The 12,752-nt window shown below is 52.1% G+C and carries 11 protein-coding genes; 1 reads left to right on the forward strand and 10 read right to left on the reverse strand.

The window, feature by feature from the left end:
- Positions 1–6 precede the first annotated feature (6 nt).
- Positions 7–1,041: a tRNA dihydrouridine synthase DusB gene (dusB, locus tag CA13_RS12215; protein ID WP_146396998.1), complete on the forward strand. Its 1,035-nt coding sequence runs from the start codon at positions 7–9 to the stop codon at positions 1,039–1,041.
- A 10-nt stretch (positions 1,042–1,051) separates the two neighbouring features.
- Here dusB and CA13_RS12220 read toward each other — a convergent pair whose 3' ends face one another.
- The 10 genes from CA13_RS12220 to CA13_RS12265 form a co-directional block, all read right to left on the reverse strand.
- On the reverse strand, positions 1,052–2,338 hold the full coding sequence (locus CA13_RS12220) for an alkaline phosphatase family protein (protein WP_146397000.1): 1,287 nt from the start codon (positions 2,336–2,338) through the stop codon (positions 1,052–1,054).
- Between the two features lie 3 nt (positions 2,339–2,341).
- Complete coding sequence (locus CA13_RS12225) at positions 2,342–4,012, reverse strand: alanine/glycine:cation symporter family protein (protein ID WP_419194237.1); 1,671 nt, start codon at positions 4,010–4,012, stop codon at positions 2,342–2,344.
- A 184-nt stretch (positions 4,013–4,196) separates the two neighbouring features.
- Positions 4,197–5,141 (reverse strand): glycosyltransferase family 2 protein, encoded by a 945-nt coding sequence (locus CA13_RS12230; protein WP_146397003.1) that lies wholly within the window; start codon positions 5,139–5,141, stop codon positions 4,197–4,199.
- The gene (locus CA13_RS12235) at positions 5,141–6,475 is read right to left on the reverse strand and encodes a glycosyltransferase family protein (protein WP_146397005.1); all 1,335 of its coding nucleotides are present in this window, start codon (positions 6,473–6,475) and stop codon (positions 5,141–5,143) included. The genes CA13_RS12230 and CA13_RS12235 overlap by 1 nt, the downstream gene beginning before the upstream one ends.
- Positions 6,476–6,492: 17 nt before the next feature.
- Positions 6,493–7,608, reverse strand: coding sequence for a DegT/DnrJ/EryC1/StrS family aminotransferase (locus CA13_RS12240; protein ID WP_146397008.1), 1,116 nt, complete (start codon positions 7,606–7,608; stop codon positions 6,493–6,495).
- 230 nt (positions 7,609–7,838) lie between these two features.
- Positions 7,839–8,612 (reverse strand): class I SAM-dependent DNA methyltransferase, encoded by a 774-nt coding sequence (locus tag CA13_RS12245; RefSeq protein ID WP_419194238.1) that lies wholly within the window; start codon positions 8,610–8,612, stop codon positions 7,839–7,841.
- The gene (locus tag CA13_RS12250; protein WP_146397010.1) at positions 8,609–9,061 is read right to left on the reverse strand and encodes a cupin domain-containing protein; all 453 of its coding nucleotides are present in this window, start codon (positions 9,059–9,061) and stop codon (positions 8,609–8,611) included. The genes CA13_RS12245 and CA13_RS12250 overlap by 4 nt, the downstream gene beginning before the upstream one ends.
- 18 nt (positions 9,062–9,079) lie before the next feature.
- Positions 9,080–10,135 carry a glycosyltransferase family 2 protein gene (locus tag CA13_RS12255; RefSeq protein ID WP_146397013.1) on the reverse strand — a complete coding sequence of 352 codons (1,056 nt, stop codon included), beginning with the start codon at positions 10,133–10,135 and terminating at the stop codon, positions 9,080–9,082.
- 39 nt (positions 10,136–10,174) lie between these two features.
- Positions 10,175–11,374: a class I SAM-dependent methyltransferase gene (locus CA13_RS12260; RefSeq protein WP_146397016.1), complete on the reverse strand. Its 1,200-nt coding sequence runs from the start codon at positions 11,372–11,374 to the stop codon at positions 10,175–10,177.
- Positions 11,368–12,750 carry an ABC transporter ATP-binding protein gene (locus CA13_RS12265; protein ID WP_146397019.1) on the reverse strand — a complete coding sequence of 461 codons (1,383 nt, stop codon included), beginning with the start codon at positions 12,748–12,750 and terminating at the stop codon, positions 11,368–11,370. Before CA13_RS12265 ends, CA13_RS12260 begins: the two co-directional genes overlap by 7 nt.
- Positions 12,751–12,752 lie beyond the last annotated feature (2 nt).

A 12,752-nucleotide genomic window follows, 5' to 3' on the forward strand; every position in this document is an offset into this window, starting at 1 on the left:
TTTCTCATGCCTGCTCCTCTTCGTATTGGTGATCTTGTAATCGATCCGCCAATTTTGCAAGCGCCGATGGCGGGATTCACGAACGCAGCTTTCCGGCAAATGGTCCGCGAATTTGGTGGCTCAGGGCTGCTCGCAACCGAAATGGTGAACGCTCGCGGTTTCGTTTGGCTCGACGAAAACGAAGCGGAACATCCGGACCGACTTTGGGGGGTTGCCGATGAGGCGAGGCCACTTGCGGTTCAGATTTGGGATAACGACGCCGCCACGATGGCCAAGGTTGGTCGTCGCTTGGTCGAAGAGTACAAGATCAGCATCGTTGACATTAACTTTGGTTGCCCGGTGCGTCAGGTGACCGAAAAGGCGCATAGCGGCAGTTACTTGTTGCGTGAACCGCAGCGGATGTTCGATATCATCAGCCGATTGGTCAAAGCATGTAGCCCGACGCCAGTAACGGCAAAGATCCGGTTGGGATGTTCACCCGAAAACGTGAACTGCAATGAGGTCGCGCGAGTCGTCGAGGAAGCGGGTGCAGCCGCGTTGACCGTTCACGGCCGCACCGCGAAGGATATGTTCAAAGGACACGCCGATTGGGACCGAATTAGTCAAATCAAAAGCCACTTAATCAATATTCCACTGATTGGAAATGGCGACCTTGATTCAGCAGAAAAGGTTGTCGCTGCGTTTGAAAATTATCAAGTTGACGGAGTGATGATTGCCCGTGCCTGCCTAGGTCGACCGTGGTTGTTCGCCCAAGCTGCGGCTGCCTTACGTGGCGATCCGATTCCCCCGGAACCGACACTCAAAGAGCAACGCAACGTGATGTTGCATCACTACAAGTTGGTGACCGAGCGCTTTGGCGAAGAAAAGGGAACCATCCTGATGCGAAAATATGCGTGCTGTTATGCACAAGGGAAACCTGGGGCCCGACATTTTCGCAGCCATGTTGCGACGATCGCATCGGCCACGGAATTTTACGCTGTCGTCGATGAGTTCTTCCCCGTCGAAGAACGTCCGCGAAATCCCTCCTCGGCCGCCCCCTAAAAAATGATCATTACGCTTCGCCGCAGAGCAGACCTCGGACGTATCGCGGAAAGCCACCCATGTCGGCGGGCAATTCGCCGGGCCCGATGATAAGCGGCCCTTGTTCGGCCGCTGGATGAAGCCCATGACTGCCGCAAACCAACGTTGGGTCAAGCGGAATCACATCCATGGAATAGCGAAACCCAAGCTTCTTTCGAGCGAGTTTTCGCATCGCGCGCACCTTGCTCGTCATGAACAATTCGCAAGGATCGTAACCAGGTTTTCGGTGAATGTCGACGGTACGCGCAAAATCAGGTGCCATCGCATCATCAAGCCAATAGTAGTAAGCGAACCATGCGCTGGGTTTCGCCAACGCAACCAATTCGCCACTTCGCGGATGATCAAGTCCGATCTCTTCGGGACGAACCACACGATCGATACCGTCCATCGATTTCAGTTTTGCCTCTACATCAGCGATCAACTCGGGTCGACGAACATAGATATGGGCAAGTTGATGATCGCAAACTGCAAACGCATCGCATTCGCCCGGGATCATCGTCTCACCAAACGGACCGTTACGGATTGTAAGCCAACCCTCGCGGCGCAGTTCGCGATTAATCATCACTGGTTGATCGACACTCACCAAACCGTATTCCGAAACCACGACGACAGTCGTATCCATCGCATGAGCCGCATCAATCACCGTCTTTGCACATGCATCCACTTCGCGAACACGTTCGAGACTTGGCTCAGAGTATCGTTGGAAGTCATAATCGAGATGCGGCAGATAAACGAGCGACAGCTGAGGTTGTTTTTCGCGAAGCACGATTGCAGCGGCGTCGGCGATCCACCGTGAACATGGCAATCCCGCGCCCGGTCCCCAAAATGAAAAAAACGGAAACGCCCCGAGCCGTGCGGTCAGATCGCAATCGGTATAGTCAAGAATGTCGAATTCCTTGGAACCATCGCATCCGTAATGAGGTTTCGGAGTCGCACTATAACGCACACCGGCGGATTGATTGAACCACCAAAACAACTTGGCTGTTTCGATCCCCTCATAAAGTTTCGGGCCCTGTATCAGCGAGTTCGCTTGTTGCCAAAACCGGATTTCTTGCGTGTCGCGAAAGTACCACCCGTTGCCCACGATGCCATGGTCTCGGGGCGACAACCCCGTCAACATCGTTGCTTGGCACGTCGACGTCACCGCTGGAAGCGGACTGATCCAGGGTGAGGCATTGCCGATTGCAGCAATATTTGGCGCTGCCTTTAGTAGCGTCGGAGTCAGTCCAACGACGTTGATCACACAAACGCGATTCATATCCTATTTAACTCGTACCAATTTGCCTGTTCGGTACTTGTCCCAGTAGGAATCAAGCTGTCGCCGCACAATACCGCTGAGCAAAAAGACCCCGAGCAGGTTCGGGAGACTCATTCCCAAAATCATCAAATCACTAAACGCTAAGATATTTCCGCGAGTGACGATGGAACCAAGCACGGTGAATACTAAAAACAGCCCCTTGTAAACGAGAGATGTACGAACACCGAATAGTTCCACCCAACAACGTTCGCCGTAATAGGACCAACTGATGCATGTCGAATAGGCAAACAAAACTACCGCAACGTACAAAACGTACTTGAACCATTCATGGCCACCATTGGCGAACGCATATAAAGTCACCTTGGCGCCTTGGTCGGCCGCAATCGCATCGGCCATCTCAGGTGCCTGGTATGCACCGGTTACCACAACCACCAAGGCTGTGATTGTGCAAACCACAACAGTGTCGATAAAAGGTTCCAACAACGCGACAATACCTTCGCTGACCGGCTCGTCGGTCTTTGCAGCCGAGTGAGCAATCGCAGCAGAACCGATGCCTGCCTCGTTACTGAAGACCGCACGCTTGATCCCGATCACCAGCACACCCAGAAAACCACCGTACATCGCGTCCGGCGAAAAAGCCTGAGTGACGATTGTCATTACGGCATGAGGAATCTCCGTCAAATTATTCAGCAGAATGTAAAGAGCAGCCAACACATAAGCGACACACATGAAGGGAACGATTTTTCCGGCGACTGCTCCGATACTCTTAATGCCGCCAATAATCACAACCCCCACACCCAATGCCATGATCAATCCATAGATCCACGGCATCGATTGCAAGACCGGAATGTCCCCACGAATCGCTTCAAGCGATTGACCAACTTGGAACGCGTTCCCGCCACCAAAACTGGCTCCGATGCAAAGCACCATGAACAATCCAGCCAAGATTCGACCAAGCGGTTCGACGCCAATGTCCTTGAGACCGGCTCGCAAATACCGCATTGGCCCACCGAGAACGTGCCCATCCTTATCGCTTACACGATAGAGTTGACCGAGGGTACATTCGGTGAATTTTGCTGTCATTCCAAGCAACCCCACCATGATGATCCAAAGCGTTGCACCGGGGCCGCCGGCGCCGATTGCGATCGCCACGCCGGCGATGTTCCCTAGACCAACGGTTGCCGAGAGTGCTGCCGCGAGCGCTTGAAAATGCGTCACTTCCCCCGGTTCATCTGGGGTGTCGTAGACCCCACGCGTTAGGTCAATCGCGTGCCGAAATCCGCGAAAGTTAATAAACCCCATTCGCAACGTCAAAAACAAACCACCCGCCAATAACCAAACGACCACAAATGGAATACTGGTGCCGAGCCAACGGCTGGTACCAAAATCAAAAAAGATGGCGGCGGCGGCGGGACCGACAACGTATTTTCCAAACGCGCCATCGATTCGCTGCATCCAATTCAGTTCTTCGTCGGCAGGCTCCGGGTCAGCGACAATAATCTCTGGCGAATCTTCAACCACCTCACTCGTATCGTCGGATGAATCCGATTGAGCATTAGCGAGGTTTGGGTTCAGATTGATAGAAACCGCGAAGAAAAACATCGCGGCAGCTAAGAGAACGTTGGACGCTGGCGAACGCCAATGCAAAAACGGTCGATCGATAGATAGAAACATAGATCGTTCTTCGAACTTGGCTACAAAATGAAATAGAACGGAGACAAAAGGCGACGGAAGGCCTACTATCGTAACACATTTCCTCACGCCCGCCCCCCGGTGGACTCCCGCTTCGATAGCGTTGAGACGAAAACAAGAACATGTCATCGGAATCGGATCAATGACTTTTCTGTTAGGCCAACCTTTAGCGGCGGGTGCCAATCGAATCCTTCGGACGAACATAGCGTGATAGCAGTCTCGCGATTGTGCCTATCGTTCGTCTTGAACAACCGACGCGCGGATGTGTGGCGGCCCGCCACAAGATTTCCAACGCCGCGGCGATCGGCGACCGCTCTCGGTCATCGAGCATTTGAGTCAAGTAATCATTCCATGGCGTTCGCAAACGTCCGAGTTTTGATGCCTCGGCAAATTGCGGTGCCAAAGTTGATTCCAATTTGTCGCGAATCCGATGCGATTCTTGAAGAAATCGGTTCGCCTGCTCATCCTCTTTCGCAAACTCGACGATGGTCTTGGACTCGGAATGCAAGCGAAAACGGGCTCCAACGCTATCGCTGTAATGGACTCGCGGGTGCGCCGCCAAATAGCGAATCAGTAAGTCCCAATCAAAGCCATAGTTGAGACTCCGGTCAATCCCGCCGCACTCGCGGAGCATTGGCAAACGAAACCACAACCCAGGTTGGCTAAACGAATACGGATCGGATCGCAAGATTGCTTTTGCAGACAAGTTGCGGTTGTACATCAAATACGATTCGGTGTTTTCGCCAAACACAGAAACCGAGTACGTGTAAAGATCTATCGCCGGATTCGATGACTTACCCAATTCCAAAAGTACTCCGGGCATCAATAAGTCATCGGAATTGATCCAATTAAAAAAGTCACCATCGGCAAGCTCTAAGCCTTTGCAAATCGCATCGGATTGCCCCTCGTCAGGTTCTCGGATGACATGCGAAATTTGGCTACTGTACTTATCAAGTATTTCGCCGCTTTGATCGGTGCTGCCGCCATCGACGACGATGTATTGCAAATTGGGGTAATCTTGATCCAAGACGGAACGGATCGTCTCTTCAAGATAATCGCCTTGATTGTAACTCGGCGTAACCACCGTAATTCGTGGTAAGGTCTTGGGCATTAGCGTCCCCCCTCCTGGTCTATCAACTTCATGACGGGATCGAAATGCTTATCAAATTCGTACGCTTGGTCGTAACAGGTGAACGCGTTTTTTTGGTAAGTCGCGTAATCATTAGAAATCGATTGAATCGCGGCGCCGATCTCGCCTGGCGAATCCACCGAAATACCGCAACCGTGTTGTGTCAGTACGCGGCCTATACTGGCGTTGCCGATGCTGATTACCGGAACACCGCACCGCAGCGAGTGAGCAAGCTTTCCTGATGCACCCGCTAATAACGCAAAATTTGGTCCAAGTGATACGTCATAGATGACCAAGCTAATCCATGCGGATGAAACCAATTCATCGAGCATGTCGTAGTCTACTGGATCGGTTGACAGTAGCACGTTCCCTTTGCCCGCAGGCACAAGCGAATGAGCGTAGTCGTCGTGCCGGTTCAACTGAGTATGGCTATGGAAAACTAACTTCGTGTCCGTTGGCCAAGTCGCAGCCGCCTGGGCAAGTTCATAGGACCTCATCCCCTCGCAGACCGAACCAGCATGCAACACCACTCGACAATCTTCCTTCAAATCAAACATGCGGTGAAAGTAATCGCGACGCACCTGATCATCGAGGTAACCGCGAGGTGAATTGGGGACAAGGATCACCGGGCAAACCTCTGCATCATTTTCCGCCGACAACGATGCCGCGCGCTCATTATCTTGGATGACCAGTGCAAGCGAACGTTGGTGGCAAAGTCGCTCTTGTTGCTTCCACCACTTTCCAATCTTGTCGGGAAAGTCCGACTCAAACATAATCTCCAAAGACCAGTAAATAACTTGGGTGCCCGCTGGTTCGGCGATTTGGTGAGCAACGACCAAGCCGATCGTGTCAGCGCCAATCACACAGGCGTAGCGTTTTTTGTTCGCGATATGGACACATTGTTTCGCAAATCGCTCTCGGGCGTACTTTGTCGATGGCTTCATCGCATGAATGTTGTCACGGCAACTCTGCAATAGACAGCCGATCGAGCGTCGCAGTGTTTGCGGGACGACGCGACGTAACCAACTGTTACTAGGCGAGGACGAAGCCATTGAAGTAGGCTCTGGCTCGACCCGGGGCGAATTCGCCTTGCCATCAACGGCGACAACTCGCACGTTGGGTCCAAACGACGGAGGCTCGGCGAAACGTCCTCTCTCTTGCCGAATCAAAATATCGACCGAGTAACCTCGTTCGTCCAGCACTCTCGCTGCATTGATAATGCTCGGGGCGCAACCGAGATAGGTTTCGTAAAACACGATTGCCACAGCGGGACGTGAAGACTCGGTTTCGTTTGAATCGATTGCGATCGAGGTCATTGTTGGCTCGGTTCCCTTCAACGGTCCGCAATGATGTTCTTAAGTTCTGTCGACACGCAACGGATGTCGTGATCCGAAAGCCCGAGTCCCGAAGGAACATAGAAACCTTGTTTGCCCAATCGCTCAGCAACCGGATAGGATTCGCCCTCGAAAAGTCCCATGTTCTGAAAAACTGGTTGCAAGTGCATCGGCCAAAAGAAAGGCCGCGTGCCGATTTTCTTTTCGCCAAGCCGGCTGGTAACCGTCGAGCGATCGATCGCCGAATCTTCGTTGCAAACAAGTCCGAACACCCAGTATATATTTTCTGCATAGTCAGTCTGTGACAACGGCAACTGAACACTCGAAAGATCACGCAATTGGTCTTGATAACGCTTTCCAATTTCGCGTTTGCGTAACACATGCTTGGGTAAGTTTTCGAGCTGTGCCAACCCGACAGCTGCTTGCATATTGGTCATCCGGTAGTTCCACCCCAATTCTTCGTGAACAAACCTTCGTTCGCGTTGAAAACAGAGATTCCGTAGACCTCGGCATCGCTCGGCGAGCTGGTCGTCGTCGCAAACGACCATGCCACCCTCGCCGCATGTGACATGTTTGTTCGGGTAGAAACTAAAAATGCTGACCACACCAAAACTTCCACACGGCCGACCGCGATACGATTGCCCATGCATCTCAGCTGCATCTTCAATCACGGTCAAACCATGGCGATTGGCGACGTCGAGAATCGGATCCATGTCGACTGGTAATCCGTAGATGTGAACCACCAGGATCGCTTTTGTTTTGGGCGTGATCTTCGCCTCGATCTGAGCGACATCCATGTTCCAAGTCACCGGATCGCTATCAACCAGCACCGGGGTTCCGCCGGCGCGGACGACCGACGCAGCCGGAGAGATGATTGTGAACGTGGGCATGATTACTTCATCCCCCGCTCCAATTCCAACCGCCGCAACCGCAATGTCAAGAGCACCGCTGCCGTTCGCACAGGCAACGCCATGTCTGCGTTGGACCGTTTGAGCGAATTGCTCTTCAAAGCGTTTTACAAACGGTCCTTCGCTGCTGATCCAGCCCGTTTCGATACACTCGATCAAATACTTCTTTTCGTTGCCATCCAGCAGCGGTGTGTTGACGGGGATCATTGTTCGACTAATTGGCCTTTCGCGACTGAGACGCCAGATGTGAGGTCGTGCATCTGTAACTCCTGTCCGATTTCGTTGAATGGATCATAAAATTTGGTGGCTTGATCGACTGGCGACTCCACATCCAGTCTATCACACGAAACAGACAACAAGGATTTGGTTCCGTGATAGGCACGTTGCTTTGGCTAGCCCTTGGCGGGAACAAATTCATTCAAACCTTTCTGGCCACATCAAACCTTTCTGGCCACAAACGTAACACCCCAAGTGTCCGGTGATGGGGGTGCCGCGTCCATCCACTGCTCGCTATGCACAATTTCCATTCCTGCGGACTCTGCAATAAGCTCAAGTTCGGGAGCGAAGAAATATCGCATCGGATGACTCTCGTATAGTTTCTCTACTCGACCGTTTGACTTGTCCGTCACAAGGACAGTGTAATTCACATCGACCCGGTTGCGATTGAAGTCCATCGTTGGTTCTGCAATGCGCAGCACTTCGGTCGCGTCGTCTTCCATCCGCTTGATTCGTACAGTTGGCTGCAGGCTAAGCACCGCCGGGCCGTACCAGACATCAAAGACAAACATCCCACCACGATTCAAATGCTTCGCTGCGGTCCCGAAGATCGATTGGGCGTCATCGTTCGTTGTTTGGTAACTGACGACGTGAAACAGCGAAAGCACGCAATCAAAACACTTGCCCATCGATGTCGATCGAGCATCTCCTTGCACAACCCGGACACTTCCTGAACTTTTTCGATTTGTATCGGCGGCACGCTTCGATGCCGCATCAATCATCTCCGAACTGACGTCCACTCCCGTCACGTGCAAGCCTGACTCGGCCAGCAAGCAGGCGTGTTTTCCCGTGCCACAGCCAAGCTCTAACACATCACTGGCACCCTCAGCAAAACGATCCATCAATTGGCGAATGTATGCGACTTCCCCCGCATAATCTTTGTCTTTGTACAGCAGGTCGTAGTACCGGCTGTATGCTCCAAACGGGTCACTCACGGGGATTCGCCTTCGCTTTCAGGGAGTTTGATTTTGTCACTCGAAATTGGATCAAACCGTGTCTTGTCTTGATCGCCGGAATAAGGTCCTTGTTTGACCTCAATCATCTCCGTTGGCTCGAGCATTTCGAATCCATGACCGCCGGCTGCAAGCAAGATCACATCGCCAGAATGCAAAATCCGGCTCTCCAAATAATGGCGACCGTCGGTATAGAAATCGACCCGAACCTTGCCTGACTTGACCAGCAGGACTTCCTGTGTCCAAACCACAGCACGCTCGACCGGATTATGAACATGTGGCTCGATTTGATGACCGGCCGGACGGTTCATATACCCGAGTTGCTGGGAAAACATCGAGGGAGTAAAGAACTCAATCCCGTCGGAGTGAAAGTTCGCTCGGATGATGATCCCAATCGTTTGATCAAGATGCTTTACGTGCTCAATGCTCATTTGGGTCTCAATATCAAATTAGGAATCGTGAACTTGCCGCGTCGGTAAAACGACATTCGCCTCAAGGGCAGGGTATTGATAATCAAAATAATTCTCTTTGGTCACCCATGACTGGATAGCCGGAGAGATTGCCATGCATTTTTGATGAAATTCAAAGCCTCGTTCATAGGATCGGCGAAATCGTTCGTTGAGTTCGGAATGCTCATCGGGACTAGCGAAAACGGCATTTTTCAGTCGTCTCATCGCATCTGTCAGGCGACCTGCGACACCGGGTTGCTGCACTGGCCGTACCATTTCCGATGGATTGTCTCTCGCTTTTGTAAAGGAATCGCAGACCCCTTGGTAGAAATATCGTTGATCAAAGTATTCATGAGTCATTCGCTCCGGCGCAATTCGGTGTAGCACCTTGGCACCTGGATGATAGATTACCTTACCGCTGGTTTTGCCGATGGCAACGCTCAATGCCGTTTCGCCGTCCCCTTGAAAATATTGAAGCGCCGCCGGCACGCAATCAGGGTGAAAGCCGCCGCAATCCATCAATGTCGATCGGCGTATTGCATAGTTGAGTCCCCAAATGAGGCCTGGATCAACTTCGATCGGCTTTTCGGTGGCAAGCTCTAACAAACTCAATTGAGTCATCATTCGTCCGCCACTTGGTGGCGTTTGCCAAAACGGCTGAAGCCATGCGGGCGGTGGTGACTCAAATAGGGGAACACTCGGGCCGCCCGCCAGAACAACGTCCGCGTCGTCGAACACCAACATCAAGCTCGTGAGCCAATCCGGCCCCAAGGCAACGTCGTCATCTAAAAACACCAAAATGTCGTGCTGTGCCTCCGCAGCGCCGCGATGCCGACCGGCCAATAGCCCAGGGATTGGTTCAACGATGGTTTTGAATCTTGAATCGCTGCAAAACCGTGTGGCGATTTGCGGTGTCTGATCCGTCGAACCGTTATCAACTATCAAGACCTCGAAGTGATTCGATGCAAGCTGCTGCAAATCGGCCAACGTGCCTTGCAGCGAATCCGCTCTGTTTCGCGTCGGAACGATCACGCTCAAGGGGATTGCAGTGGGCACTAGTGGGTCTCAACTATCATGGGCTATTCATGTTCGGGGTTATTTTAAAAACGCGAACAACATTCTTCCGAAGTTGCCCTGCTGGTCACCTTGCCCATCGCTGTCTCGGCCTAGCCGCACACATCGTTCAAAACGCGTCCGTTCTAATACCCATCGCTCGATCGTGTCGGCGTTCCAATCCGTCAGTTGATGACGAAACCAATTCTCGTGCGTCTCGCCACTTTCAAGAAACAGAACATGGCGAGTTGAATCATCCAATCGTTTCAAGAAGGCATCCGCATCATGGTTCTCCCGCTTCGTAATGAAGTGATGAAGAACGCTTAGACAACACACGACATCAAACACGGGCTGTTTTTCTAAAAAGAAAAACGCGTCATCCCACACAATGCTGTCCACAAGGTTTGGATAAGCCAAGCAACCGAGTTTGATGGCGATTTGGTCGCGTTCAACACCTTTAGCGTCGATGCCAAGATCTCGAAACTGCGATACAAAGTACCCAAAGTACGAGCCAATATCCAACAAGGTTCGCGTCTGACTGCGGAGAACTTCGTCGGCCGCTAAGAAATCTCGCATCTTTTCAAATCGATCACTGCATTGACGCAGCAACGTCCACTGTTGCTCTAACTCTGGAAACGGAAGCGGTTGATACAATACGGGCTCCCCGTCATCCCACATGACGGTTGACAACAAGTCTTGAACGGGCGTGGTTTCCGCTTCAGGCAAAACCTCGGCGGTGATCGTCTTTTTTCCATCGTTCAACGCGAATGCGATTCGATGGTTGCCTTCAATAATTTGAAAACAATCCGAATGGGACACTCGACCGAGGATCGGAAGCGACTGAGACGCACTGTGTCCAACGTCCGGCAAATCATTGACCGATTGGTGGTTTGCTTGCCGTATGAATCGCTTTGCGGACAAAGCGATATCCGCCTCGCAACGTGTGTATTGGAAGTAGTCTCCGAACACACGAATGACATCTCTCGCATTCAAAAAGTAAGGACTCTCACGGAACGCTTCGCCTTCAAACTCCGCATCCGTCCAATCAATCGCCTGTTTTAAAAATTGAAAATGGGGACCATCACTGGCACGCGTTGACGGGCGAAGCGGATTGCCGATCAGCTCAGAATACCGCTTCGCACGCAATTGCCCTTCACCTCCGAGCAACACCTTATCCAGAGGCACGGTTTCGATTGTCGGTTTCGGGGATCGCGAAAATCGTTTGACCCATCGGCTTAACATGAGGACTCTTCGGTTCGCCACGAGAAGGGGAGTGTTACAACGCCACGCACGTTTTCATCGACCAATCGATCGTTCATCATGCCGGCAACGACTTCAAACCGAACCGCGCCGGGAAGGTGCAATGGACTTGGCAAGTTGTCGGCATTGACCAGGATGTTGACATAATAATCGCCCGGCACGAGCGGCAAAGATGCCACCTCACAGCATAGCTTCCTTGCGTTTGGCGACGACAATGCCGAAGCGGAATGTGCGAAACCATCAAAATCGGCGATCAACAAGTCATTGCGATCATAGATCGCTGCGATCGCTCGCGGGTGAGAAAGAGGTTCATTGAATTCAAGCTCGAGGCAAAACGGATCACCGGGAGAAAGCATGCTCCGGTTTTCCAGTGACAAAGACGATGAACTGGGATCAGCCAATTCGGTTCGCTGCTTGGCGCCGCCCTGGCCCTTAAGACCCTGGCCCTTAAGACCCTGGCCCTTAAGACCCTGGCCCTTAAGACCCTGGCCCTTAAGACCCTGGCCCTCGAGATCCGCCTTTAGCGAGATGTGTTTCAGCCACGACGGGTATGCTTGTGATTGGACCGCCACTTCGTTCAGTTTCAAATATTGTTGAATCGCGGATGCCGGATCACTGTCGCCGACAACGTTTCCCTGATCCAGGACGACGCAGCGTTCACAAAGCGAACGAATCAAACCCAAGTTATGAGAAACCACGATCACCGTCTTTTCATGACGAGCGACACTTTCCATCTTGTTGATGCATTTTCGTTGAAATTCAGAATCGCCAACTGCCAACACTTCGTCGACGACCAAGACTTCGCAGTCGAGATGAGCGGCGACCGAAAATCCGAGCCGAACCATCATTCCGCTACTGTATCGCTTCACCGGTGTATCAAGGTACTTTGCGCATCCCGAGAACTCGACAATCTCATCAAGCCTGTTTTTGGTTTCGTTGCGAGTCATCCCTAGAATCGCACCGTTGAGAAAAATGTTCTCGCGGCCTGTCAATTCAGGATGGAACCCCGTTCCGACTTCCAACAAACTTGCGATACGCCCGCGAGCTCGAATCGTGCCTTTGGTAGGTGCGGTCACTCGCGAAAGCAATTTCAAGAGCGTTGATTTCCCAGCACCGTTGCGACCAATGATCCCGAGAACTTCGCCTTGTTGGATATCGAAACTGATGTCATCCAACGCCCAAACCATCTTGCCACCCGACTGTTCGCGATCATTCGGGACGCCTACTTTTGCAAACGGATCTGGCTTTCCCAAAATCCGAAACAGCCCTCGATGCAAATCTTGGGAAAGTGTTCCGGTGCCAATTTCACCCAGGCGGTAGAGCTTCGAAACGTTTTTAAATTCGACGGCGATCGTCATAC

It is taken from the genome of Novipirellula herctigrandis (assembly GCA_007859835.1).
GTDB classification, from domain to species: Bacteria; Planctomycetota; Planctomycetia; order Pirellulales; family Pirellulaceae; genus Novipirellula_A; species Novipirellula_A herctigrandis.